Source organism: Saccharospirillum impatiens DSM 12546, assembly GCF_000423605.1.
Classification (GTDB): domain Bacteria; phylum Pseudomonadota; class Gammaproteobacteria; order Pseudomonadales; family Natronospirillaceae; genus Saccharospirillum; species Saccharospirillum impatiens.
This window is the reverse complement of sequence record NZ_KE384061.1, coordinates 1-25822: the sequence shown is the minus strand read 5'-3', so window position 1 is coordinate 25822 and position 25822 is coordinate 1. Positions and strand designations below refer to the sequence as shown.

Below are 25822 nucleotides of genomic sequence, written 5' to 3'. Positions count from 1 at the left end.
TCCCGTTCCCCGCAGGCGCGGGGATCAACCGAAAGCACACTACTTGACCTCAACGCCAGGGACCCGTTCCCCGCAGGCGCGGGGATCAACCGTCAAAACGGTTCCGTCTGCATCGATTGTATTACCGTTCCCCGCAGGCGCGGGGATCAACCGGTCAGAGTCACCGGGCGCAGATAACACTACCGCCGTTCCCCGCAGGCGCGGGGATCAACCGCACCGTAAGAGCCCAGCCACCGAGCGGGGTTTCCGTTCCCCGCAGGCGCGGGGATCAACCGCACGCCGAGGCAGGCATTGAGCCTAACCCACTCCGTTCCCCGCAGGCGCGGGGATCAACCGAGCAGGATCTGGTCATCGTTCAGCAGCCCCGCCCGTTCCCCGCAGGCGCGGGGATCAACCGGCGTCGCCATATACTGGGTACGGGAGACGCCGCCGTTCCCCGCAGGCGCGGGGATCAACCGGTCGTTGTCTCGATCACACCCGCCTTCACCAACCGTTCCCCGCAGGCGCGGGGATCAACCGGCCCCAAAATCGGGGCCGATAATTCCGCCCAACCGTTCCCCGCAGGCGCGGGGATCAACCGACCGGGTAACGATAGAGGTAGACATTGACCTGCCGTTCCCCGCAGGCGCGGGGATCAACCGAACTGAAAGCATTCGTCAACACGACGCTCGGCCCGTTCCCCGCAGGCGCGGGGATAAATTGCATCTAGATAAAAAGTGTTTCTTGGGCCACCCACTGTCTCCCTGCGCGGGGTTCAATCTTATTGTATTGAGTCACAAGTCAGTTTCGAAGACTCTTTAGATATCCATTGATACGCTATTGTCGATAAACTACAAATGCCATCTTGCACTGAGTTGTCCAATTGGAGTAGTTCTCAACAATGCTACCAATCATTTCAAACCCACAGAGGCAATAAACAGTGAAATAGATAGCTTGGTCTGTTCTTGCTTTTGGCATTCTCCTGACAGGCTGCCTGGATAGCGGCGATGATGATTCAGGCGGCAATGCTTCCAGCTGTGAGCTCAGCGGCTATCGGGCGCAGATGTTGGAGCAAGTCAATGCGGCCCGGGCAAACGCTCGTAATTGTGGTTCTGAAAGTTACCCTGCTGCGCAACCGCTGTCTTACAGTTGTCAACTTGATGAAGCAGCAGACCGTCACACCCAGGATATGGCGACCCAGAATTTTTTTCAGTCATACAGGCTCCGACGGGTTGGGGGGTCTCGAATCGAGTCAGCGCGGCTGGTTATAACTGGTCTGCAGTCGGAGAGAACATTGCAGCGGGTTACTCTTCCGTTGACACTGTCATGCAAGGCTGGCTGGAAAGCCCCGGGCATTGTCGCGATATCATGGGTAAACAATTCCGTATGTTTGCGGTAAGTAGGGTGGATTTCAGTGATGCGGATTTTTCCAACTACTGGACGCAGGTTTTCTCGGCCCAGCCCTAGAAGTTAGTCAGACTTAGGCTTAGTCAGCTTCAGAATTGGGTCTCAGACTGAAATCTCCGTAACCGTCGAGCACATAAGCTCACTCCCGACGCAAACCTTCCACCCAATGCCGTCAACAGTGCGATCCGGCCAGCATAATCATCGCGCTGCGCTGCGCTGCGCCGGCCACACCAGGACGCCGAGCTAGCAGGCACACAGCCACACGAAGGAGGGTGGCTGTGAGTCCATTAAACAGGGTTAAGTCTTTTGCTTGCGGCATTGAAGGTCATTGGTTTGTATTTCTGCCTGTCGCCCAGGGGACTGGCCTCCTACGAGAAATGAAACCTAGGGTTATTAGCCCTCGTTTCTGAACACAATACCGGCCGTATCGCATTGCCAGCGTTCGCCGCTGTCCATGTTCATCAAAGTCAGGTAGTTGTCCCAGACGTAACCGGTATCGAGGGCAATAATGTCGTCGTTGCCGGTTTTTCCCATCAGCGCGGCCCAGTGGCCGAACAATAAGGTATGTTGGCGTTGAGTGGGCCATTCGAACCAGGGCTTCATGCCTTCTGGAGGGTTATCTGTGCCTTCTTTGTTGTCGAATTCGAGTTCGCCGTTCGGGCCACAGAAACGCATTCGGGTATAGGCGTTGGTAATGTAGCGCCAGCGGTCCGGGCCTGTTAAGTCGTCACTCCAGCGGGCTGGTTCATTACCGTACATGCCTTGAATAAAGTCGTGAAAACTTGTCGGGTCGGCCAGTACGGCTTCGAGTTCCCGAGCCCGGTCGATGGCGTTCTGGTCGCTCCAGTTCGGCGGGATACCAGCGTGGGTCAGCAGCAGGTTGCGCTCGGTATCTTGTAGCAGCAGCGGTTGCTGGCGTAGCCAGTCGAGCAGGTCGTCGGCATCGCTGGCCGTGAGAATGGCATTGAGGTCCGGGTTGCTTTTGCGGGGCTTATTGCTGTGGGCGAGGGCCAGCAAGTGCAGGTCGTGGTTGCCCAGTACGGTGCTGGCCGCAGCACCCAGCCCCTTTACCAGGCGCAGGCAACCGAGTGAGTCCTTACCCCGGTTGACCAGGTCACCCGCCAACCATAGCTGGTCTGTTGATGAATCAAATTTCACGGCCTCCAGCAATAATTCCAGCGGTTCGCGGGAGCCTTGCAGATCGCCAACGGCGTAGAGCGTCATGAGCCCTCCACATTACTTTTCAGGTGTTTGAACAGGCTTTGTGCCTTTTACTGACTGACGGCTTCGTCCGGTTACAGACGGGTGTGGAATGTCACTCGGTCAGGGCATTGGCAATGTTAACAAACTGTTCGATGCCCAGCGTTTCAGCTCGCGCGCCCGGGTTAATACCAATGGTTTCAAGCTGTGCGTCACTGATCAGGGTTTTCAGGTTGTTGCGCAGGGTTTTGCGGCGTTGCCCGAAGGCCGTGCGCACAACGATCTCGAACTTTTTCGGATCCCGCGCTACAAAGGGCAGGGTCTTGCGCGGGTTCAGGCGCACAATCGCCGACTCGACTTTGGGAGCGGGGGTGAACGCACCGGGCGGCACGGTGAACAGATACCGCGCTTCGCAATGGTATTGCATCATGATGCCGAGGCGGCCGTAGGCGCTGTCGCCGGGGGCGGCACACAGCCGTTGCACCACTTCCTTTTGCAGCATGAAGTGCATGTCGTGAATCTTGTCAGCGTAGTTGAGCAGGTGAAACATCAGAGGTGTGGAGATGTTGTAGGGCAGGTTGCCGACCAGACGCATCGGTCGGTCATCGTCAACCAGCGTGCTGAAATCGAAACTGAGGGCATCGGCTTCGTGGATGCGCAAGTTTTCAGCCCGGAAAAACTTGGTTCTCAGTATCGGAATCAGGTCGCGGTCGAGTTCAACCACGTCGAGTTCGCCTCCTGTTGCTTCCAGCAGTGGTTCAGTCAGCGCACCCTGGCCGGGGCCGATTTCGATCAGATGCTGGCCGGGTTTGGGGGCAATGCTTTTGACAATGCGGTCGATCACTCCTGCGTCGTGCAGGAAGTTTTGTCCAAATCGTTTGCGTGCTTTATGCATGCGTGTGCTGGCTCCGGTGGTTGGCCATGTCAAAGGCGGTGGTCAGGGCTACGGCGAGTGAACCATCACTGGCCTGGCCGGTTCCGGCGAGATCAAGCGCAGTGCCGTGATCGACCGATGTGCGAATAAAGGGCAGGCCCAGGGTGATGTTAACGGCAGCGCCGAAGCCTTTGTATTTCAGTACTGGCAAGCCCTGGTCGTGGTACATGGCGAGCACGGCATCAGCGCGATTTAGGTAGTGCGGTTGAAACAGGGTATCGGCCGGGAGCGGGCCTTCCAGTTGCCAGCCCAGCGCGCGCAGTTCGTCCAGCGCCGGTTCGATGATGTCGATTTCTTCGCGACCCAGGTGGCCGCTTTCCCCGGCGTGGGGGTTCAGGCCGGTCACCAGGATGTGCGGTGTGGGGCAACCGAAGTCCTGAATCAGAGAGGCGTGCAGCACTGCGGTGACTCGCTTGAGTTTGTCGGCGGTGATGGCTTTTGGCACGGCGCTCAGGGGTAAGTGAGTGGTCACCAGAGCGACGCGTAACCCCTCTGTGGCCAGCATCATCACTACTTGGTCAACACCCGCTTTTTGTTCAAGGTACTCAGTGTGGCCAGTAAAAGGAATGCCGCCCTCGTTGATGACGCCTTTGTGCACGGGGCCGGTGACCAGGGCGACCCGGTTGGCCAGTGCCAGGTCGATGGCGACATCCAGCGTTTGCAGAACGTATGCGGCGTTAGCCGGGTTCAACACTCCGGGTTTGCAGGGCTGGCGCAAGGCCACCGGCAACACAGGCAGGATGCCGGGGGTGTGGTCAGTCAGCTCATCGGGCGACTGAATCTCCCTCAGCGTAACGGCCAGTCCCAGACGGTCGGCGCGCGAGGCCAGCAGAGCCGGGTCGGCAATGACAAACCAGGGGCCCGGGTGGCTGTTCAGTGCTTGCCTGAGGACCAGATCCGGCCCGATGCCTGCTGGCTCACCCGGTGTAACCGCCAGCGGCAGGGTCAAAGCCGTACCTCAACAAAACTCTGGGCCCGAAGCTCGACCAGCCAGCGCTCCAGGGCCTCCTGGTATTTGCGCTCCGACAGGGACTCGCGCACTTGCTGTCGAAGAACGTCCAAACCAATGTCCTGAGTGCGCTGATCTTCAACGCGCAAAATGTGATAACCAAATTCAGACTGGAACACCGGGCTGATCTCACCGGCAGGCATGGATCTTACCTGGCCAGCGAAAGCACGAACAAATTCTTCAGCCTGGCGCCAACCGAGATCACCGCCATTGCCTTTGCTGCCCAGATCATCGGTGAACTGGTTGGCCAGGCTAGCCATGTCTTCACCGTCTGCGATTCGCTCGCGCAGATCAGTCAGCAGGGCCTGGGCCTGGTCTTCGTTCAGAACGACATTGGGGCGAATCAGAATGTGACGAACCCGGTATTGGTCTACCTGAACCGCACGGCGCTCATTTTTGCTGATCAGTTGAGCCAGGTGCAGGGCATCATCGCGCTCCACCAGCACGGCCTCATCCAGCTCCATCACCGGAACCACGGTGCGAAAGACGCTGGGCAGCTCGTTGACTTTTCTTAGCCCCAAATTCCGGGCTTCGGTGTCGTCGGTCAGCCGTTCGCCCTGGTTTAACGCGGTCCGAAGCGCCCGGGCGGCCTCGGCCTCTTCCGGTGCAAATCGGCGGTAGGCCAGTTCAAACTCCGCTTCGGCCAATGACTGACCTGCGAGTGTGTTCAGGTAACGCTCGATCTCGCCTTCGGTGACTCTGACTGTGCGGCCCACATATTGGCGACGGACTTCACCAATGGTCAGTTCCTGACGGACCTGTTCGCGCACGGTTGGGTAGTCCTGGCCATTGCTCTGCAACGCGGAGATAAACTGTTCGAGCGTCATATTGCGTTGCTGGGCCAGGCGATTGACCGCGCTGTTTACTTGGGAATCGGTAATGCGCAGATTGATTGAATCTGCCAGTTGCAGTTGCAGTCGCTCTAGAATCAGGGCGTCGAGTATTTGTCTGCGCAGTTGATCCTGCGGTGGCAGTACGCCGGGGTTGCTGGCGTACTGTTCGCGCACAGTTCGGGTGCGCTGTACCAGCTCATTGGCGGTCACGACGTCTTCATTGGCAACGGCAACAATGCGATCGAGCAATTCTTCCGAGTGCGCGGGCAGACTGATACCGACAATGACCAGGGCGCAGGCACCCAGGCGGTTAAACAGGTGAAACACGGCAAACTCCCACTGATAAAAGGTGATAATGGCAAAGGGCTCGCAATCGCCGGCGAGCGTCGCTGCCAAATTTAACGGTAATTGTACAGGCGGCCGCGGTAACCGGGCACTTTTTCATCCAGTAAACTTTCAACATTGCCGGTGCTGCCGCCCAGGCCTTTGAGCGTCACTTCAAACTTCACGCCCTGTTCGGCACGGCTGGCAAACAGGCCGGTACCGATGGTGTCTTCATCTTCATCCGGCACGCTGTTGTAGCCCACCAACCTGAGGTTCCAGCAGCAGCTGTCGTAGTCTATGCCGTACACCAGATCAGTGTAGGCATAGTCGTCGGTGACGTTGCCCTCTAAATCCAGCGGACGTGACCAGTTAGCGTACCCAATGAGGGCCAGGTTTTCACGCACAGTCCAGTAGCCCGATGCGCCGAAGCTCTGATATCCGGCCGGGCTCTCATCCTGGTCGGGCCGGTCGCCGCTAACCGCGAGTCGAATGAAACGCCGGTCATTGGGCAGAAAGGTTACGTCCAGGCTGTAGGCTTGCAAATCCATGCTCTCGTGCTCGAATTGAGCGCTGGCATTTACAGCCACCTGACGACTGGGCGCCCAGCGGGCGTCCAGGTAGTTGGGGCTGTATTCGGGGCTGAAATCCGGGTCCTCGTCGAGCGTGGCTCTTTCGCCGACGCGCTCCTGGCTCAGTTTGATGCCTTTGCTGACACCGAAAAATGCCAGCTCCCGGCCGCTCTGTTTGTCACGCAGACGGGTATCGAGCGCGGCGCTGAGGCGGTTCATGTCGCCAAAACGGTCGAGCCCCGAAAAGCGGGATTTGGAAAACAGGGCAAAATCGTTGTCCACTGGGCTGGTGTTCAGATCAGGCAGATCCGACTGATCGACAAAGGGCGTGTAGGTGTAATGCAGCCGGGGTTCTAGGGAGTGCACCCAAACGTTACTTCCCGCTGCGAAGGGGCGTTCGGCAATAAGTCGGCTGTCCACCGTGGTGCGCCAGTTTACCGCACCGGGCGTGGCGGAAAACTCATCCGGTTGGTAACTGAATTGGGGATCGACCGAGTTCGATTGCTGGTAGGCCAGCGCCAACCCTTCGAGTTCTGGCCTCAGATAACCCCATTCAACATCCAGTGGGTAGCTGAGGCGGGTATTCAGGTAAAAACGCTGTGAGTCTGTAGCCAGGTCAAGCTGTGAGGGAGTGGTCAGGTTGTTGAGCCGGTCTGTGTCGAGTTGTCGGCTGAACAGGCTGTAGGTGCCAGTAGCCCCGAGGTTCAGATTGCCTGGCAGACTAAGGCTGTTATAGCGCAGGCTTACTTCCGGCAACCGCTTTAAAGCGTGACTGGCAGCGGTCACCTCATCGTCTTTTGGTTCCTGCCATTCGGCGAGCAAACTGGGCGTGACATTGCCGAAGCGGGTACTGGCGGTGATTTTTGCCGTTTGGAAGTTTTCCGGGCTGTCCTGAACCGGGGTGGTGAAGGCAGAACCGAACCTTAGCGTCCCCGTGCGGATTTGATGGCGCAGGTTCAGGTTCAGGGTCTGGTCTTCAACAATGTCGCCGCCATCGTTGAAGTTCTGGTCGTAGCGGATGTCGCTGACCCAGCGAGTTGACAGGTCATACCCGGTGGCATCGCCCAACTGCCCCGATTGACGGTGATCGAATGCCCAGCGACGCGGCGCTTCGGTATCGGCATCGAGGGTGTCGTTCGGTTGTGACACCTGAATGTCGAGGTCGGACACACCGTTATGGTCTTCGGTCAGAAAGCGGAATTCGTTGCGCGCCAACAAGCCCAGATCGGAATAGTAGTGGAGCGTGAAGGTGTCGTCGTAGTTAGGCGCCAGATTCAAATAATAGGGCACGGACAACTCGTTGAAACCGGGGTTTTCTGTTGCCAGTCCATAGGTGCCGGTCAGAAAACCACTGCGCCGCCGGTCATCGATGGGGAAGGAGACATAGGGTACGTAGAGCACCGGGACGGATTGGATCTGAAAACGGGCGTGCCAGGCTTTCGCGATGCCGGTGTCGCGGTTGACTTCGAACCGTGCCGCTCGTATCTGCCATGTCGGGTCTTGTGGCATGCACCGGGTAAAAGCAACGCTCTGTCCGGTCAGCAAGCTGTCGCCCTGGCGCGACATGCGGTCGGCGTTGCCGTGCAAATCCTGGTCGTGCAAGGCAAAATAGGCTTCATTGATGTCGGAACTGCGCTGGTCCAGATCGAGCTGTGCAGAATTGCCCCCGACCATGGCGCCCAGAGTGCGCAGTTGCACATTGCCGGTCAGTTCACCTGTGCCGGTGCTGCGCTGATAGGTGATCTCATCGGCCAGAAACTGAAAACTGTTTTGGCGGGCGTTAACGTTACCGACCAGGTGCGCTTCATTGGGTGTCAGTAAACGGCTCTCATCGAAGTTAAAATACAGCGGACTTTGATCATCGGGCAGGTTCGGGTCGACATTGGGGTCTGAACGCAGCGGGTCAACGAACCCTCCGGGGCAGTATGGCGCGATACCGGCACGCTCACGTGCGGGCAATTCGGCATAAGGCCGCCAGTCAGTGAACACGCCCTGATTCTGCGACAGTGTCTCACTGTCAGCCCACGCAACACTGCCGGGACCGGTTGTGGTCAGTCCCAGGGCGAGCGTCGCCCAGAGGGCGCTGTATAGTTGGTGTGGTCGCGGCATACGCCCATGAACAGTGGTCAGAGTCAGAAGCAGGCATAATACCGGAAAGGGGCTGTAGGGCATACCGTAGCAGTGTGCAAACGGACTGGATCGGGTTAAGCTGGAAGGCGGATTTTCACGGGCTTTACGCGCAACAGAGGAACAGTAGGGTGCAGTGGTACGGAAAAGTAATCGGCGGTGCCATCGGTTTATACACCGGCGGGCCGATAGGGCTAGCCCTTGGGCTGTTACTGGGTAACGCGTTCGATCGGGCGCGCAGTCAGCCGGTTAACCCGTTCAGCAGTGACGACCGGCGCGGTGTCATGCAAACGGTGTTTTTTCAGGCAACGTTCCGGGTGATGGGCAAACTGGCCAAGGCCGATGGCCGGGTCAGTGAGCGCGAAATCGAACTGGCGCGAATGGTGATGAATCGCATGGGGCTGGATGCCGCTCAACGCATGGAAGCGATGCGGTTGTTCAATGAAGGCAAGTCGCCGGAATATGACATCATGCCGGTGCTGGAAGAATTGCGGGAAGTCATCGGCCGGCGACAGACCCTGAGCCAGATATTCCTTGAGATTCAATTGCAAACCGCCTATGCCGACGGCAACCTCAGTGCCAGTGAACAACGGGTCATTCAACTGATCTGCAAGGCACTTGGCTTCAATAAATGGCAGTTTGAACTGATCAATCAGCGCATCAAAGCGCAGGCTCAGTTTTCCCAGTCGAGCCAGTCGGCAAGGCAGACCGGACCAAGCATTGAAGAAGCCTACAAAGTGCTGGGTATAGAATCCGGAGCGTCTGATGCGGATCTGAAAAAGGCGTATCGAAGGCTGATGAACCAGAATCATCCGGACAAGCTAGTTGCCCGAGGCCTGCCCGAGGAAATGACCGGTGTCGCCAAGGAGAAAACCCAGGAAATTCAGCAAGCCTATGAAATGATCAAGCAGGCTCGAAAAGCGGCCTGACCCCTTGAAAGTCGGCTATCTGCCGCGATTACAGTAATTCTGCCTTATCAGTGAGTTTAGATCTCCCATGCCAATACTGTCTGAACAATTGCAAGCCGGCACGACCGGTATTCCCCTGACCGTGCTGGAAAGCCGTGAGTTTGAAACCTGGGCGCAAGGGCGCCCGGCCGAGCAAGTTGCCTGGCTGAGCACCACTGGGTTTACCGGTAAGGGTCTTGTTCTGTTGCCGGGCGAAGACGGTGCCCTGGCAGAAGTGCTGCTGGGCGTTGCGTCACTGGATGATCAGTGGCTGCTGGGTGACCTGGCCAGACGCTTGCCTGAAGGGGACTACTGGCTGCAGGGCGCTGATGATTTTCTCGACCGGGCCGGTCTCGGCTGGTTGTTGGGTACTTACCGGTTCGACAGCTATAAAAGCACCGAGCCCGTCAAAGCCCGGCTGCTAATGGCCGACGAGCAGCGGGTTGAGCGCTTGCGACGCCTGGCGGAAGGGGTTGCGCTGGTGCGCGATCTGGTGAATACACCGCCCAACGACATGATGCCCGAGCATTTGTCGGAAGCCGCCCGAGCGCTGGCCGAGCGGTATGATGCCCGATTTAGTGAGCTGGTCGGTGAGCAGTTACTCACCGAAAATTACCCGACGATACACGCCGTCGGCCGCGCTTCTGTTCATGAGCCCCGCTTGCTCGACGTGCGCTGGGGTAATCCGGAACACCCAAAAGTGACACTCGTCGGCAAGGGCGTGTGTTTCGACAGTGGTGGTCTGGATATCAAACCAGCGGCTGGCATGCGTCACATGAAAAAAGACATGGGCGGCGCTGCTCATGTACTGGGGCTGGCGCAGATGATTATGTCGCTGGCCCTGCCTGTGAATCTTCGGGTGCTGATTCCAGCGGTGGAAAATGCGGTGTCCGGTAATGCGTTCCGGCCCGGGGATGTGCTGAAAACGCGCAAGGGGCTGACGGTCGAGATCGACAACACCGACGCCGAAGGCCGCCTGGTATTGTGCGATGCGCTGGCAGAAGCCGATACCGAGACCCCTGACATGATCATCGATTTCGCGACCCTGACCGGTGCCGCCCGGGTTGCGCTCGGCACCGAGTTACCCGGTTATTTCACCGACGCCGATGCGCTGGCACGGGACCTCAATGCCGCCGGCAAAAAAGTCAGCGACCCGGTTTGGCAGTTGCCGTTGCACACCCCCTACGACGACTTCCTGAAAAGCGAAGTGGCCGATCTGGTCAACTGCGCACCCACCCCCTTTGGTGGTGCCATCACCGCTGGGCTTTACCTTAAGCGCTTTGTCGAGCAAACGCCCTGGGTGCATTTCGACATCATGGCCTGGAACCAGCGCGCCCTGCCAGGCCGCCCGGTCGGTGGCGAGGCGTTTGGCGTGCGGGCGGTGTTTGAAATGTTGGAACAGCGTTACCGATGAAAAGACGCGGGACATGGACTGACGCAGAACATTAAGGGACGCGAAACACCAAAAGACGCAAGACATTAACTGACGTAAAACAAAGAAAGACGGAAGGCGCATGACGCCTGGAACGTCTTTTAATGTCTAGCGTCCCTTCGTGTTTCGCGTCATTTCATGTTTCGCGTCTTTAAGTGTGTTGCGTCAGTCCATGTCCCACGTCCCTAATAGATTTAGGCCCAAACTCCCCAGCCAAGCCAATAAAATCGTTCAAATACGGGCTTTGGCCTTCAATGCTGCGAATGGCGGCGTAGAGGGTGCCGTGCAGGCCCTGTTTGCCCAGCGGGCGTGAGGTCAGCGATGAAGTCGGTTGCTGGGCGTAGCGCAGCACCCAGTCGGGCAGGGCGGAGAGGCCTCGGCCGCTGGCGACGAGCAGCAGGATCACGGCGGTCAGTTCCGACTGGCGGATGGATTTTGGTTCGACTCCAGCCGGGCTTAGGAAGTGCTTGAACACATCGAGCCGGTCGCGAGAGACCGGGTAGGTGATCAGTTGCTCGGTTTTCAGGTCTTCAGCGGCAATCCAGTCCTTTTGCGCCAGTGGGTGGTCCTCGGCCATCACCAGGCGGCCTTCGTATTGAAACAGGGGTCGAAAGTCCAGGTCGCTGGCTTCGACCGGGTCGGATGAAATCACCAGATCCAGTTCGCCCTCGCGCAGGGCGGTAATGGAGTCGAAGCTCAGGCCCAGGCGGATGTCGATGTCCACCATTGGCCAGGCTTTTTTGAAACGCTCCAGTACCGGCATCAGCCAGTCGAAGCAGGCGTGGCATTCAATGGCGATGTACAGCCTGCCTGCCTCACCACTGGCCAGCCGGCTCAGTTCGTCCTCCACGTCCGCCATCCGCGGCAGTACCTGTTCCGCCAGATGCACCAGTTTGTGACCTGCCGGAGTTAACCGGATGGGCCGGGTGTGCCTGAGAAACAGCGACACATCAAAATGGTGCTCCAGGCTCTTCAACTGATGCGACAGTGCTGATTGGGTGATGTGCAGTTGCTCGGCTGCCCTGGCGAGGTTGCCGCAGTCAGCAATGGTTTTCAGGCTGTGCAGGTGACGCCGCTCCAGAAACATATGAATCCTATTTGATAAAAACGTGAAAATTATGAGATAGAATTGAATTTCCCTTATGGTCACACTCCGTCCCCAGTGAATCAATAGCCATTTTGCATCAACCGTTAATCAGGGATTTGTCATGACACTCGCACACACACTGGGTTTTCCGCGCATCGGCGCACAGCGGGAATTGAAATTTGCACTCGAAGCCTATTGGTCGGGCGATCGCAGCCAGGCCGACTTGTTGGCGGTAGGTCGCACCCTGCGTCACCGGCACTGGCAACTGCAGGCCAACGCTGGTCTGGATGTGGTAACCGTGGGTGATTTTTCGTTTTACGATCAGGTGCTCGATACATCGGCGTTGCTGGGGGTGGTACCAGAGCGCTTTGGCTGGCAGGGCGGTAAGGTCGATCTCGACACCTATTTTCGCATGGCACGGGGCCGGGCACCGTCTGGCACGCCAGCGGCAGCCTGCACCATGACCAAGTGGTTCGATACCAACTACCACTACCTTGAGCCGGAAGTCCGTGCTGACCAGACCTTCTCCGTCTCCACCAGTGCCCTGTTCGATCAGGTCGAGGAGGCTCTGGCGGCGGGCCATGATGTGAAGCCGGTTATTCTGGGGCCCCTGACCTGGTTGTGGCTGTCCAAACCGGCTGATGAGGCCTTTGATCGGCTGAGCCTGCTGGATTCACTGCTCGATACCTATGCCGATCTATTGAACCGGTTGGCGGGGCAGGGTGCTGGTTGGGTGCAAATCGATGAGCCCGCCCTGGTGCTGGATCTTCCGCAGGAGTGGAAATCCGCTTATGAGCGCGCTTACCACCGATTGAAATCAGCGCCGGTGAAGATATTGCTGGCCACTTATTTTGGGGCTCTGGACGACAATGTGACACTGACCTGCAACTTACCGGTAGCCGGTATTCATCTGGATGCCGTCAGTGCACCGCATGAGGTGACGCAGCTTGTCGACTGGTTGCCGAGCCACAAGGTGTTGTCTCTGGGCGTCGTCAGTGGTCGCAATATCTGGCGTACGGACCTGGATCAGGCGTTGCAGACCCTGAAAACCGCTCAGGCGAAACTGGGTGACCGGCTCTGGGTTGCGCCGTCTTCTTCGCTGCTGCATGTGCCCGTGGATCTGGCTCAGGAAACCGAACTGGATGACGAATTGCAAAGCTGGTTGAGTTTTGCCGTACAAAAACTGGATGAAGTCGTTTTGCTTAAGCAGGGCCTGGCCGAGTCTCCCGGCGAACAGGCCTTATCGGCTCTGCGCACCTCGGCCAACGCCGTGCAGCAGCGTCGGCACTCGCCCCGCCTGAAAGTGGCAGAGGTTCGGGACCGGCTCGGCAAGCTTACGGCTTTGACGTCAACCCGCAGCGAGCCATTCAGCAAACGTCGAGCAGCACAGCAGGAAAAGTTGCCGTTGCCACTGTTTCCGACTACGACCATCGGCTCCTTTCCTCAAACACAGTCAATCAGACAGACGCGCCGCGATTATCGGCGCGGTGATGTAACGCACGAGGAGTACGAGCGCCGCATTGAAGCCGAGATTCAGGACACGGTGCGGGCTCAGGAAGCACTTGGGCTGGATGTTCTGGTGCACGGCGAAGCGGAACGTAACGACATGGTCGAGTATTTCGGTGAGCAACTGGACGGTTTCGCGTTCACCCGGTTTGGCTGGGTGCAGTCTTACGGGTCGCGCTGCGTCAAACCGCCGGTTCTGTTTGGTGATGTGCAGCGCCCGGCGCCAATGACCGTACGTTGGGCCCAATACGCCGCTGCCCAGACCAGCAAACCGATGAAAGGCATGTTGACCGGCCCGGTGACCATTTTGAACTGGTCGTTTGTACGGGATGACCAGCCGCGTTCCGACACAGCTCTGCAACTGGCTCTGGCCCTGCGCGATGAGGTGCTGGATCTGGAAGCGGCCGGCATTGGCATTATCCAGATCGATGAAGCAGCCCTGCGTGAAGGCCTGCCGTTGCGCCGCCGTCACTGGCAGACTTATCTCGACTGGGCCGTCGGCGCCTTCCGTCTGACCGCCAGCGGTGCAGCCAGCGAGACGCAGATTCACACCCATATGTGCTATTCCCAGTTTAACGACATTCTGGGCTCTATCGCGCAGATGGATGCAGATGTGATTACGATAGAAACGTCCCGGTCCGATCTCAGGCTGCTGGAGGCGTTCAAGGAATTCGACTACCCGAACGACATCGGGCCGGGGGTCTACGATATTCATTCGCCCAATACCCCAAGTGTTGAGCAAATCATCGACCTGTTGGAGCAGGCGTCGAAGGTCATTCCGGCGCAACAGCTCTGGGTCAACCCGGACTGCGGACTAAAAACCCGGCGCTGGGAAGAGGTGACCCCTGCTCTTGAGGCGATGGTATCGGCCGCCAAAGTGCTTCGCCAGCGCTTTGCCAACCGGTCGACGGCACCGGGAAAAACCGCGAAAGCCTGAAAAAGAACAGGTTACTTTCGTCAGTAAGGCAACCAAGGTACACTTCGCGAACCGGCGCGGGCGCATTCTGATCGCCCCCCGGTTCCAATGAAACCCGATTCAAGCAGCAGTGTCGGCGTCGGAGTCGCAGGTTCGCCCTCGACCGGTCGGCTGTATTGGCAAAGTCGCTTACCGGCGGCCTTGCTTGAATACGCGCTGAAGATCGCTCCAACTTCGGAAAGAGCGGCGTTCTTGAGTCATAGCGAAGGTGCTCACCATGACACAAGCTGCGCATGAGCCGGAAATGCTATCCGGCGGCGAAATGCTGATCCGATCGTTAAAAGACCAGGGCGTTGAATTCATTTACGGATACCCCGGCGGGGCCGTACTGCATATCTACGACGCCATTCATAACCAATCTGACGTAAAACACATTCTGGTTCGCCATGAACAGGCGGCGACGCATATGGCTGACGCCTATGCTCGTGCCAGTGGTAAAGCCGGTGTGGTTCTGGTGACGTCAGGTCCCGGCGCGACCAATGCCATTACCGGAATTGCCACCGCGTATATGGACTCGATTCCCATGGTGGTTATTACCGGCCAGGTTATGAGCCATCTGTTGGGCGACGACGCCTTTCAGGAAACCGATATGATGGGTTTGTCCCGGCCTATTGTTAAACACAATATGTCGGTGCGTGACCCGGCTGACATTCCGACCATTGTTAAGAAAGCGTTCTATATTGCTGAAAGCGGTCGTCCGGGGCCGGTCGTCATCGACATCCCCAAAGACATGACAATGCCGAACGAGAAGTTCCCGTATGAATACCCGGATCGCATCAAGATGCGCTCCTATAACCCGGTCAAGAAAGGGCACAGCGGTCAGATTCGCAAAGCGGTCAATGCGTTACTGCAGGCCAAGCGGCCGATCATCTACAGCGGTGGTGGAGTTATTCTGGGTAAGGCGAGCAAAGAGCTGACGCAACTGGCTCAGCAACTGAACTACCCTGTCACCAACACGCTGATGGGGCTGGGTGCCTACCCGGGAACGGATCGGCAGTTCGTGGGCATGCTCGGCATGCACGGCTCTTATGAAGCCAACATGACCATGCACAATGCCGATTTGATACTGGCCATCGGGGCGCGATTTGATGACCGGGTAACCAACAACCCGGCTAAGTTCTGCCCGGATGCAACCATTATTCACATCGACATTGATCCGGCGTCCATTTCCAAGATTATCCAGGCAGATATTCCCATTGTCGGGCCTGTTAAACCGGTGTTGAAGGAAATGCTGGAGCAAATCGAACAATCCAAACTGCGGGTTGATGATGAAACGCTTGGCCTGTGGTGGGAGCAGATCGACGAATGGCGTCAGCGTCACGGTGGTCACTACCGCAGTGATGACTCTGAAAAAATGAAGCCACAGCATGTTATCCAAACGCTGTGTAAGGTAACCAAAGGCGATGCCTACATCTGTTCCGATGTGGGTCAGCACCAGATGTTTGCGGCTCAGTACTACCAGTACAACAAGCCCAATCGCTGGATTAACTCCGGCGGTCTCGGCACCATGGGATTTGGCTTGCCAGCGGCCATGGGCGTTCAGTTGAATTACCCGGATGCGGCTGTCGTCTGCGTCACCGGCGAAGGCTCGATCCAGATGAATATTCAGGAGCTGGCTACCTGTAAGCAATATCAGTTGCCGGTTAAGATTCTGTGCCTGAATAACGGTTACCTGGGTATGGTTCGCCAATGGCAGGACATGAACTATGAGTCCCGGTATTCGAACTCTTATGTTGATTCATTGCCCGACTTTGTGGCCCTTGCTGAAGCCTACGGCCATGCCGGTATTCTCATTGAATCACCGGACGAGCTGGAAGCCAAACTGACCGAGGCCATGGCCATTACTGACCGGGTGGTGTTCATTGATGTTCAGATAGATCCACACGAACACGTCTATCCGATGCAGGTACCGGGCGGCTCTATGGCCGACATGTTCCTCAGCAAAACGGAGAGGACTTGATCATGCGGCACATTATCTCAGTATTGATGGAGAACGAAGCCGGGGCACTGGCACGCGTTGTCGGGCTGTTTGCGCAGCGCGGGTACAACATCGAAAGCCTGAACGTGGCGCCTACCGACGACGCGACTCTGTCGCGACTGACGCTGGTCACAAAAGGTGAAGATCGGGTTGTTGAGCAAATCACCAAGCATCTAAACAAGTTGATCGATGTGGTAAAGCTGGTCGACCTGACCGAAGGCTCGCACATTGAGCGCGAGCTGATGATGGTTAAGGTTCGGGCCACCGGTGCCCAGCGCGAGGAGGTGAAGCGTACTTGCGATATCTTCCGCGGTCAGATCATTGACGTGACGCCGACGACCTATACGATTCAGGTAACCGGTAACGAAGAAAAAGTGAACGCCTTTATGGATGCGCTTAGCGGTGCAACTATCATGGAGGTAGTACGCACCGGGGTATCTGGTCTGGCACGTGGAGACAAGACGCTGAGTTTGTAGCGTTTTACTTGATCAGGCATGGTAGGCGGGCTTGTCCCGCCTTTTTTTATTAACAGAACGATAGACAGCCAAACTGCTCTTACAGGAGGCCTGATATGACGCTGTCCGATGACTTTTTGGCGCATCAGGGTGACGAATTGACGGCACTGAAAGAGCGGTTGACGGAAGAGTTGGCGTATTTCAGGGAGGCCGCGGCCCCGGTTACTCTGGATCAGGCCCAGGTTGGGCGGTTGTCTCGAATTGACGCAATCGGCCAGCAGGAGATGCACAAGGCGGCGGCTGTGCAAACCGAGCAGCGTTTGCGGCGAGTCCTGGTGGCGATGCGCAAGCTGGAGTCCGGAGACTATGGCGATTGTGACCAGTGCGATGAAGCCATTGAGCCCCGGCGGCTGGAAGCACAACCTGAAGTGTCTCTGTGTTTGCGATGTCAGGGGGCAAGTGAGGGTCACTGATCGTTGCGGTTGGCTGCTCGGTCGCTGGGTTTGATCACGTATTTCTTACTGCTTTTTCGGCGTTCGCGCAAGCTGATGCGAATCAGGCCGATTGTCAGTAGCGCCAATAGCACCGCAATGAACCCGGTAATGGCGTCGCACAGCCACTCGGGGTCGCAATTCATGCCAATCTGAATCATTATTACCTCCAGAACGAGTGATCGCGGGTTTTGAGTGCACGACGCACCGATTGTTGTACGTTATCGTTACAGTCTGGGTCTTAACCCCGATAATTGCTAACAACCATTGCAAAAGAGGTAAACGATTGCACGACGTCGTTTTATTTGCCCGCCAACCCATCTTCGACAGCACTCAGCAAGTGTTTGCCTATGAGTTGCTGTTTCGACAAGGGTCCGCAATTCAGGCGGATTTCACCGATGGCGATCTGGCCACCCGCACAGTCATGCTGAATGCCTACACGCATTCGAATACCTTTAAAGCGCTGAACAATAAGCCAGGGCTGGTCAATGTGACCAAAACCATGCTGAATGCGCTGCCAGATATTCTGCGCGATACCCTCTACATCGAAGTCCTTGAAGATTACCAAGGTGATGCCGATCTGGTGCCCTTACTTCAGGGGCTTAAAGATCGTGGTTTTAAGTTGGTGCTCGACGATTTCGAGGGTCGGGATTATCGTCCGGAGCTGATCGATCTTGTTGATATGGTCAAGATCGATGTGCTGGCGACCCCACCTGAGGACGTTAAACCCCTGGTTGACCGCTTGCGACAGCACGATGTCACCCTGGTCGCTGAGAAAATTGAAGATCACGTCATGTACCAGACCTGCCGGGATCAGGGGTTCGATTATTTCCAGGGGTATTTCTTTTGCCAGCCGGAGACCATTCGCGGCCAGCAGATCGACCCGGATCGAATGGGCATGCTGATGCTTCTGGCCGACCTGTATCGGCCTGATGTTGATATAGATGCGATCTATAAGCACGTTCAGCGCGATACTGTTCTATCCTATAAGTTGCTGCAGCTGGTGAATTCTGCGTTTTACCGGCGGGCACAGGCGATTGAATCATTGCACCAGGCGGTTATGATGCTGGGGCTGGACCGGATTCGCAGTTGGGTGACGCTGATCAACATGGGGCAGTTGTCGGACAAACCCGGAGAGTTGCAACGTGAAGCGCTGACCCGAGCCTTTTTTTGTGAACATCTGGCGTCACTGGAGTCCGGACTGACGGCTCAGGCCGGGTTCACCGTTGGCTTGCTGTCAGTGCTGGACGCCTGGCTGGACCGGCCCATGAACCAGATTGTCGAGCAGTTGCCTTTCACCGACGATGTGCGCGCAGCGCTCACTCGGCGAGAGGGAGCGCTCGGTTCGATTCTAACGATCGCTGTCGATTACAGCCACTCGCATTGGGATGCATTGCCCGGGCGACTGTTGGAATCGGGACCGGCGATGAAATTGCAGGAAGCGTATTGTCAGTCGGTTTTGCGTGCCGATGAAATGCTCGATTGAGCAAGTACCGGCTCTCATGCAAGAGCCGGATGTCGAGGACAGAGGGGCACAATGTTTACACTGGTACAACACCCGGATAGCTGGATTACTCACACCCAGGCTCATCAGGTTCAAAGCCTCAAACGCGTTTCGGTTCAACCGGATGAGACTCGCTCGTTCAGTCGAGGGGCTTTGTCGAACGCCGATACGTCGAACTGGGCGCTGGTCAAACCGGTGGAAGGCGTGATTGGCCTGTCAGCTGACGGAACACGCCTGTTTGCCCTTGAGTCCGATGATTGCTGGTGTGGCCAGGTGGGCGAGGTACTGGAATGGTTTCAGGAAGGGGCCGTTACTCTCGATATCTGGTATTGGTCCAGCCTTGAGGCATCGGTCGTGCCTCATCTGATTGCGGGCTTCAATGACGCCGCTTTGCGCCTGGCATTACACAATTCTCAAATGCCACAAGATCCGGCACCGGGCTTCGAGTTTTTCAAATCCGGCGATGTTATTATCCGCGAGGGTGAGCCAGCCGATTGCGTATTTACCTTGATAGAGGGCCGTGCCCGGGTGATGCGTGAAGGCGTGCAGCTCGGTATAGCGCGGGAAGGTGAAATTCTCGGGCTACAGGCTATGTTGTTGCACTCAACCCGCACCGCATCAGTGATTGCGGAAGGGAACTGCAGCGCTGTCCGGGTTGATTACGACAAGTTTCAGCATCTGATCGCCTCCCGCCCAGAGCTGGTGCTTTCTACCCTGGAAACCATGGCCAAGCATATCGAACGGATGAATGACCGTCTGCTTCAAGCCGGAGCGGACTGAAAATCAGATTACGACCAGAATCGGTGTCAGCCACTGGCTGCGCCACTCGGGGGCCGTCGTAGATCCATCCATGTTGCGGACTGGTCCGGAGAGGCAAGGCAAAACCGGTGGCTGACACTCTGGTTTTGGCAAACTCCTGATCTTGGGACAAAAAAAGCCCGCCGGATCGGCGGGCTAATGCTCACTCCCTTTTGGGGACCTCACTGAGACCAGCGAAGCGCCCGTCTGGCACTCAGGCCTCGACGAGACGCTTCATGTCTGTCATGTAACCGCGTAATTCTTCGCCGATCCATTCGATCGGGTGGTTGCGAATGGCCGTGTTTACCTTGATCAGTTCAATGTTATCGACCTGGCCGGAGAAGGCCCCCATGCCCTTGCCAATCACATCGGTGCCGATTTTCGGCATAAAGTGTTCTGCCAGCAGTGGAACTGCAGCATTGGCGAACAGGTAATTGCCGTATTCAGCGGTGTCGCTGATCACAACGTTCATTTCATAGAGCTTTTTACGCGCGATGGTATTGGCGATCAGTGGTAGCTCATGCAATGACTCGTAGTAGGCGCTTTCTTCAATGATGCCGCTTTCAACCATGGTCTCGAATGCCAGTTCAACACCCGCCTTGACCATTGCCACCATCAGAATGCCGTTATCGAAGTATTCCTGTTCATCCAGATCATTGGCAGCGACCGGCGTTTGTTCGAAATCCGTTTTACCAGTGGCTTCACGCCAGCCGAACAGGTCCTTATCGTCGTTTGCCCAGTCGGCCATCATGGTGTCACTGAAGTGACCGCTGATGATATCGTCCTGGTGTTTTTGAAACAGAGGACGCATCAGCTCTTTGAGTTCTTCCGACAACTGATAGGCCCGGATCTTCGCCGGATTGCTCAGACGATCCATCATGGTGGTGATGCCGCCATGCTTGAGCGCTTCGGTCACGGTTTCCCAGCCATATTGAACCAGCTTGCTGGCGTAGGTCTTGTCGACGCCATCGGCGAGCATTTTGTCAAAGCACAGCAATGAGCCGGCCTGCAACATGCCGCAGAGTATGGTTTGTTCACCCATTAGGTCGGATTTTACTTCAGCGACGAACGAGCTTTCCAGCACCCCCGCACGATGACCGCCGGTGGCGGCGGCCCAGGCTTTGGCAATTTCGAAGCCTTCGCCTTTCGGGTCGTTTTCCGGGTGCACGGCGATCAGAGTCGGTACGCCAAAGCCGCGCTTGTACTCTTCACGTACTTCGGTGCCCGGGCATTTCGGGGCTACCATGACAACAGTAATGTCGTCACGGATCTTCTGGCCGACTTCAACAATGTTAAAACCGTGTGAATAACCCAGCGTTGCGCCTTTTTTCATCAGCGGCATTACGGTTTCAACGACGTTGCTGTGTTGTTTGTCGGGCGTCAGGTTAACTACCAGGTCAGCTTCGGGGATGAGTGTCTCGTATGACGCGACCTGAAAACCGTTCTCGCTGGCGTTTTTCCACGACTGGCGCTTCTCATCAATGGCCGCCTGACGCAGGGCATAGGAGACATCCAGGCCGGAGTCACGCATGTTAAGGCCCTGATTCAAACCCTGGGCACCGCAACCGACGATAACCACTTTCTTGCCTTTGAGTACGTCGCACTCATTGGCGAATTCTGATTTTTCCATGAACCGGCATTTGCCCAGTTGGGCCAACTGCTGGCGAAGATTCAGGGTGTTGAAGTAATTACTCATGCTGTGTCCTGTAAACGCTGAAGGTGGTTTGTCCACCATTGCAGGGCAGTGTACCGAAGTGAGAATGTTGCTGGAAATGAATTGTTCGAAATAGTTTGTTGCGAATTCTGGCCTGGAAATCAGGAGTTCAATCCAGTGGATAATGAGTGGGTATTGTTGCGTTTGCTGCAATACCGGTGCGCTCATGGCATACTTGGGTCTAATCAGAGGAGGCCTATTATGGATCTGCGAGCGCTCAAGCAGTTCTTGCACTTGTCTCAAACGCTGCATTACGGCAAGACGTCCGAAGCGATGCATGTTAGCCCGTCTACCCTGAGCCGAAGCATTGCCCGGCTAGAGGACGAGCTGGGTGCAACGCTGTTTGAACGCGATAACCGAACGGTCGTACTGACTCAGGCAGGGCGCCTGTTTCGCGAGTTTGCGGAATCTACCCTCGCACACTGGCAGGAGTTGCGGCATAAGCTGCAAAACGACCCTGGCGAGTTGCGCGGCCAAGTCAGGCTGTATTGTTCGGTCACAGCCAGTTACTCCTTTATGCTCGAAGTGCTCACGGAGTTTCGGCAGCGCTACCCGAACATTGAAGTGATACTTGAGACGGGCGATGCGGCCCAGGCGGTGCAAAAAGTCATGGACGATGAGACCGACGTTGCCGTGGCACCGCGTCCGGATCACCTGCCCAACCCCCTGATGTTCGCGTCCATTGTCGAGACGCCGCTGGAATTCATTGCACCGGTCATCGATTGCCCGGTTCGCAGTCTGATACAGGAAACCCCCATTCCCTGGGGGCAGATCCCCTTTGTGATGTCTGAGTACGGGCTGGCAAGAAAACGACTGGACCACTGGTTCCGCTCGCATTCAATCAAACCCAATATCTATGCTCAGGTGGCCGGCAATGAAGCTATTGTCAGTATGGTGGGGCTGGGCTTTGGGATCGGGGTGGTGCCGGGGCTGGTTATTGAGAACAGCCCGATGAAGGATAAGATTGAACGCATTAAGACGGACACTGAGCTGGAACCCTTTGATGTCGGTGTTTGCGTATTGAATCGCCGGTTACAGGACCCGCTGGTCAGTGCCTTCTGGAAGACAGCGGTCGACATCACCGGGTAATAGCGTGTCCGGTTTGCTACATTTACAGTCGTCCACGCCTGAGCGTGTGCGGCCCAATCAGTAACAGGGGGAGCCATGAGTTCCACAGAAGAGAAAACGACCGATACGGATCAGCTGCCGGTTGAGCATTTGGCCAGTCATCGCCGGGGTATCTATTTATTGCCCAATCTGCTGACAACAGCGGCGTTATTTGCCGGCTTTTACTCAATCGTATTGTCCATGAATGGCGGCTTTGTTCGGGCTGCGATGGCGATTTTTGTTGCCCAGATTCTTGATGGTATGGATGGCCGGGTGGCCCGTATGACGCACACTCAAAGCGAGTTTGGTGCCCAATACGACTCCATGTCCGATAACCTGGCCTTCGGTGTTGCGCCAGCCATACTGGTCTACCAGTGGTCGTTGCACAGCCTGAGTAACCTTGGCTGGGTAGCTGCGTTTATCTTCGTGGCAGGTGCGGCTTTGCGACTGGCACGCTTTAACACTCAGATTAACAGTGTCGATAAGAAGTTCTTTGTCGGCCTGGCCAGCCCGGCCGGCGCGGGTGTACTTTGGGCGATGGTCTGGGCGCTGGGTCAAAAAGGGGTAGAAGGGGAATCTGTTGCCTGGCTGATGGTCATTATTGTCCCGTTGATTGGGGCAATGATGGTTAGCCCAATCCGCTACTATTCTTTCAAAGACCTGAGTGACAAGGGCCGAGTGCCCTTCGTGGTGCTGCTGTTGTCCGTTATGGTCATCGCTGTTATTGCGCTTGATCCCGGTCCGGTTCTGCTGGCATTTGCCGTGATCTATGCGGTATCGGGTCCTGTTTTCGAAGTGTGGCGCAGGCTGCGCCAACGCAGTAACGCCCGCAAAGCAGAGACCAGAGAAGAGTAAGCTTGGTCCTGCCGGGTTTGCTTCAAAGGCGGTAGCGGGAAGCCGTTGAGTATTTTAGCCCAGGCGAGTTAAAAAGCATGTAAAGGCGCTGCCGCAGCGGCGCCTGTGTGCCAGAGTCTGGGCTTGCGCTGTCGTATTGTTGGGTGAGTTGGGCGTCTGACGAACAGCCTATTTGCCCACACCTGCTCCTGTGTGAAACCAGTCAGCGCTTGATTCCGTAGAGTTAACAAACCCAATGGGACTCGCTTTATGTTAATCAGACACGCTTCAGATCTGACAGAAAATGACGTTACGCCTAAGTCAGCCTTCGTAAATCGCCGGCAGATCATTCAGGCGGCAGGTGGCATCGCTTTGGCGGGTGCCGTGCCGGGTGTCTTTGCAGAAAGTCAGAGTGTCCCTTCCTGGTTGAATCAGACGGTTGATCAAACCGTCTTTCGCAGTGTGACCACGGATGAAGGCATTACTGATCGTGCGGATGCGACGTCCTACAACAACTTTTATGAATTCGGCACAGGTAAAGGTGACCCTGCCAGGCACTCGGGCGATTTTAATCCCTACCCCTGGGAAATAACCGTTGATGGTGAGTGCACCAAACCAGGAACCTTCGATCTGGCACCGCTGATTTCAGGCGCATCGGCGTCCGAGGAGCGGATCTACCGGCTGCGCTGTGTAGAAGCCTGGTCAATGGTTATTCCCTGGATCGGTGTGGAACTCGGAAAGCTGTTGCAGCAGTTTGAACCAACCAGTGACGCCCGCTATGTAGCCTTCGAGACGATTGAACGGCCAGACGAAATGCGCGGTCAGCGCAGTCGCTTCTCGTTTATCGATTACCCCTATGTTGAAGGCTTGCGTATGGACGAAGCCATGCATCCTCTCGCATTCATGGCCATAGGAATGTATGGCGAACCGCTGCCTAACCAGAATGGCGCCCCCATTCGGTTGCTTCTGCCCTGGAAATACGGGTTCAAGAGCATTAAATCGGTGTCGCGCATCAGTTTTGTGCGGGAGATGCCACCCACGACCTGGAACCTCTCGGCGGCCAACGAATACGGTTTTTACGCGAATGTGAACCCAGAGGTGGATCATCCCCGCTGGAGTCAGGCCAGTGAGCGGCGAATCGGAGCCAATGGTGATGTTGATCGCATTGAAACCCGCATGTTCAATGGCTATGACGAGGTGGCACCGCTTTATGCAGGCATGGATTTGCGGAAGTTTTTCTAGTGGCCGCCTTTAATCTCAGGCAAAGCCCGGTCTGGTGGTTGCTGTTTTTAGTGGCACTGATGCCCGCTATCTACTTTTGGGGGTTGTTCATGGTCGACCCCCGTGCTCTGGGGGTCGACGCCCTGGAAGTGGTGTTGCAACAGATGGGTCGCTGGGCCTTGTGGATGTTGTTGATTACGCTCGCCTGCTCAACCCTTAAGCGCAGAACCGCTTTACCCAACCCGGTGCGCTTTCGCAGAATGCTGGGTTTATATGCCTTCTTCTATGCAACACTCCACCTGGGGACCTATGTGATTGGCTGGATTGAACTGGATGCTGCGGTATTCTGGGACGACATCAGCAAGCGCCCCTTTATCTATTTGGGCATGATTGGCTGGGTCGGGCTGTTTACGCTCGCCGTCACCTCGCCCAAAGCCATGGTGCGCAAGCTAAAGAAGAACTGGAAGCGGCTGCATCGGGTGATCTACGGCATTCTACTGTTGGCGATCATTCATTTTTGGATGCAGTCCCGGGTCTCGTCCCTTGAAGCCTGGCTCTATACGCTGGCTGCCAGTGTTCTATTGGGCGAGCGTGCCTGGGTTAAGTTGAGTGCGCGTGCGCGCTCAATCCGCCGTTCTTCAGCCGTAAACGGCTGAACGTGGTGCTTGAGAAAGCTTCTTTATCACCTCTTTGCAGTATTTTATCAAACACCTCTTGACCCTCCCTCAGAAAAGACTATTATACGCCTCCCTCGCCGCACAGCGGTGACGGGAAGCCTCTTTCAGCAACACCGATTGAGCCTGGTTGGATCTAACCTAAGTGGTTGATTTAACAAGGAAAAATCTAAAAAAGAGGTTGACAGCGCGGCGCAGATCATTAAGATACGCACCACGTTGAACGAAGCAGCCAATAGCGCCAAGCTTCGAGTTCCTTAACATTGCCAGAAGTAATTCGTGTGGGCGCTTGTAGGTCGACGCTGAATCGGACGCTTTTGTACTGATCACTCCGGTGAGAAGTCTTGAGTGGAAGAGGAAGCATAAAGAATTGTCTTTCCTGGAAAGACACTCGATCTGTAAGCGACCTGTCAATGAATTCATTTGTTGAAAGGCGCCTTTTGGTTTCGGCCAGAGGGTAGCTTGCGTCGAGCAAGATTGGGCGGATGCCTTCGGGTATCTGCCGAACGATTTAAACTGAAGAGTTTGATCATGGCTCAGATTGAACGCTGGCGGCAGGCCTAACACATGCAAGTCGAGCGGTAACAGGGGTAGCTTGCTACCCGCTGACGAGCGGCGGACGGGTGAGTAACGCGTAGGAATCTACCCGGTAGTTGGGGATAGCCCGGAGAAATCCGGATTAATACCGAATAATCTCTACGGAGGAAAGGGGGCTT

At 56.4% G+C, this 25822-nt stretch carries 21 protein-coding genes, 1 rRNA gene and 1 CRISPR repeat array; of the genes, 14 read left to right on the top strand and 8 right to left on the bottom strand.

What is annotated here, in order from left to right; translation table 11 throughout:
- Positions 1-2: 2 nt before the first annotated feature.
- A CRISPR array of direct repeats spans positions 3-702; the repeat unit is 29 nt; unit sequence CCGTTCCCCGCAGGCGCGGGGATCAACCG.
- Between the two features lie 492 nt (positions 703-1194).
- Positions 1195-1446 carry a CAP domain-containing protein gene (locus G565_RS27850; RefSeq protein ID WP_084649512.1) on the top strand — a complete coding sequence of 84 codons (252 nt, stop codon included), beginning with the start codon at positions 1195-1197 and terminating at the stop codon, positions 1444-1446.
- A gap of 333 nt (positions 1447-1779) precedes the next feature.
- On the opposite strand, the gene G565_RS0121130 is transcribed toward G565_RS27850, so the two are convergent.
- From G565_RS0121130 to G565_RS0121110, 5 genes are all read right to left on the bottom strand, one after another.
- Positions 1780-2610, bottom strand: coding sequence for a symmetrical bis(5'-nucleosyl)-tetraphosphatase (locus tag G565_RS0121130; protein ID WP_028672566.1), 831 nt, complete (start codon positions 2608-2610; stop codon positions 1780-1782).
- Between the two features lie 91 nt (positions 2611-2701).
- On the bottom strand, positions 2702-3481 hold the full coding sequence (gene rsmA / locus G565_RS0121125) for a 16S rRNA (adenine(1518)-N(6)/adenine(1519)-N(6))-dimethyltransferase RsmA (protein WP_028672565.1): 780 nt from the start codon (positions 3479-3481) through the stop codon (positions 2702-2704).
- Positions 3474-4463: a 4-hydroxythreonine-4-phosphate dehydrogenase PdxA gene (gene pdxA / locus G565_RS0121120; protein ID WP_211227253.1), complete on the bottom strand. Its 990-nt coding sequence runs from the start codon at positions 4461-4463 to the stop codon at positions 3474-3476. Before pdxA ends, rsmA begins: the two co-directional genes overlap by 8 nt.
- Before the next feature lie 2 nt (positions 4464-4465).
- Positions 4466-5689, bottom strand: coding sequence for a peptidylprolyl isomerase (locus tag G565_RS0121115; RefSeq protein WP_169579699.1), 1224 nt, complete (start codon positions 5687-5689; stop codon positions 4466-4468).
- A 71-nt stretch (positions 5690-5760) separates the two neighbouring features.
- On the bottom strand, positions 5761-8364 hold the full coding sequence (locus tag G565_RS0121110) for an LPS-assembly protein LptD (protein WP_169579698.1): 2604 nt from the start codon (positions 8362-8364) through the stop codon (positions 5761-5763).
- A gap of 149 nt (positions 8365-8513) precedes the next feature.
- Here G565_RS0121110 and djlA point away from each other — a divergent pair, with 149 nt between their 5' ends.
- Positions 8514-9311 (top strand): co-chaperone DjlA, encoded by a 798-nt coding sequence (gene djlA / locus G565_RS0121105; RefSeq protein WP_028672561.1) that lies wholly within the window; start codon positions 8514-8516, stop codon positions 9309-9311.
- Positions 9312-9378: 67 nt separating this feature from the next.
- Positions 9379-10743 carry a leucyl aminopeptidase family protein gene (locus G565_RS0121100; RefSeq protein WP_157600200.1) on the top strand — a complete coding sequence of 455 codons (1365 nt, stop codon included), beginning with the start codon at positions 9379-9381 and terminating at the stop codon, positions 10741-10743.
- A gap of 169 nt (positions 10744-10912) precedes the next feature.
- On the opposite strand, the gene G565_RS25405 is transcribed toward G565_RS0121100, so the two are convergent.
- On the bottom strand, positions 10913-11848 hold the full coding sequence (locus G565_RS25405; protein WP_051208378.1) for a LysR family transcriptional regulator: 936 nt from the start codon (positions 11846-11848) through the stop codon (positions 10913-10915).
- A 121-nt stretch (positions 11849-11969) separates the two neighbouring features.
- Between G565_RS25405 and metE the strand changes: the two genes are divergently transcribed.
- The 4 genes from metE to G565_RS0121075 all read left to right on the top strand — a co-directional run bounded on the left by metE (position 11970) and on the right by G565_RS0121075 (position 17236).
- Complete coding sequence (metE, locus tag G565_RS0121090; protein WP_028672559.1) at positions 11970-14291, top strand: 5-methyltetrahydropteroyltriglutamate--homocysteine S-methyltransferase; 2322 nt, start codon at positions 11970-11972, stop codon at positions 14289-14291.
- 256 nt (positions 14292-14547) lie between these two features.
- Positions 14548-16290 (top strand): acetolactate synthase 3 large subunit, encoded by a 1743-nt coding sequence (locus G565_RS0121085; RefSeq protein ID WP_028672558.1) that lies wholly within the window; start codon positions 14548-14550, stop codon positions 16288-16290.
- 2 nt (positions 16291-16292) lie between these two features.
- Entirely contained in the window at positions 16293-16784 is a 492-nt protein-coding gene (gene ilvN / locus G565_RS0121080) for an acetolactate synthase small subunit (RefSeq protein WP_028672557.1), read from the top strand.
- A gap of 95 nt (positions 16785-16879) precedes the next feature.
- A complete protein-coding gene (locus G565_RS0121075) occupies positions 16880-17236 on the top strand; it encodes a TraR/DksA family transcriptional regulator (protein ID WP_051208375.1) in 357 nt (118 codons plus the stop codon).
- Here the strand turns inward: G565_RS0121075 and G565_RS0121070 are convergent.
- Positions 17230-17415, bottom strand: coding sequence for a hypothetical protein (locus G565_RS0121070; protein ID WP_028672555.1), 186 nt, complete (start codon positions 17413-17415; stop codon positions 17230-17232). The genes G565_RS0121075 and G565_RS0121070 overlap by 7 nt on opposite strands.
- Positions 17416-17540: 125 nt before the next feature.
- Between G565_RS0121070 and G565_RS25400 the strand changes: the two genes are divergently transcribed.
- Both G565_RS25400 and G565_RS26250 read left to right on the top strand, forming a co-directional pair.
- Positions 17541-18740 carry an EAL and HDOD domain-containing protein gene (locus G565_RS25400; protein ID WP_051208373.1) on the top strand — a complete coding sequence of 400 codons (1200 nt, stop codon included), beginning with the start codon at positions 17541-17543 and terminating at the stop codon, positions 18738-18740.
- Positions 18741-18791: 51 nt separating this feature from the next.
- Positions 18792-19538 carry a Crp/Fnr family transcriptional regulator gene (locus G565_RS26250; RefSeq protein ID WP_051208372.1) on the top strand — a complete coding sequence of 249 codons (747 nt, stop codon included), beginning with the start codon at positions 18792-18794 and terminating at the stop codon, positions 19536-19538.
- A 232-nt stretch (positions 19539-19770) separates the two neighbouring features.
- Here the strand turns inward: G565_RS26250 and ilvC are convergent, their stop codons facing one another.
- Positions 19771-21252 carry a ketol-acid reductoisomerase gene (ilvC, locus tag G565_RS0121055; RefSeq protein WP_028672554.1) on the bottom strand — a complete coding sequence of 494 codons (1482 nt, stop codon included), beginning with the start codon at positions 21250-21252 and terminating at the stop codon, positions 19771-19773.
- A 219-nt stretch (positions 21253-21471) separates the two neighbouring features.
- Here ilvC and ilvY point away from each other — a divergent pair, with 219 nt between their 5' ends.
- From ilvY to G565_RS0121030, 5 genes are all read left to right on the top strand, one after another.
- Positions 21472-22359, top strand: a complete 888-nt coding sequence (ilvY, locus tag G565_RS0121050; protein ID WP_028672553.1) for an HTH-type transcriptional activator IlvY — start codon at positions 21472-21474, stop codon at positions 22357-22359.
- A 75-nt stretch (positions 22360-22434) separates the two neighbouring features.
- Complete coding sequence (gene pssA / locus G565_RS0121045; RefSeq protein WP_028672552.1) at positions 22435-23232, top strand: CDP-diacylglycerol--serine O-phosphatidyltransferase; 798 nt, start codon at positions 22435-22437, stop codon at positions 23230-23232.
- Positions 23233-23481: 249 nt separating this feature from the next.
- A complete protein-coding gene (msrP, locus tag G565_RS0121040) occupies positions 23482-24453 on the top strand; it encodes a protein-methionine-sulfoxide reductase catalytic subunit MsrP (protein ID WP_028672551.1) in 972 nt (323 codons plus the stop codon).
- Entirely contained in the window at positions 24453-25088 is a 636-nt protein-coding gene (locus G565_RS0121035; RefSeq protein WP_028672550.1) for a protein-methionine-sulfoxide reductase heme-binding subunit MsrQ, read from the top strand. Before msrP ends, G565_RS0121035 begins: the two co-directional genes overlap by 1 nt.
- Before the next feature lie 531 nt (positions 25089-25619).
- Positions 25620-25822 (top strand): 16S ribosomal RNA (locus tag G565_RS0121030); the annotation flags it as partial.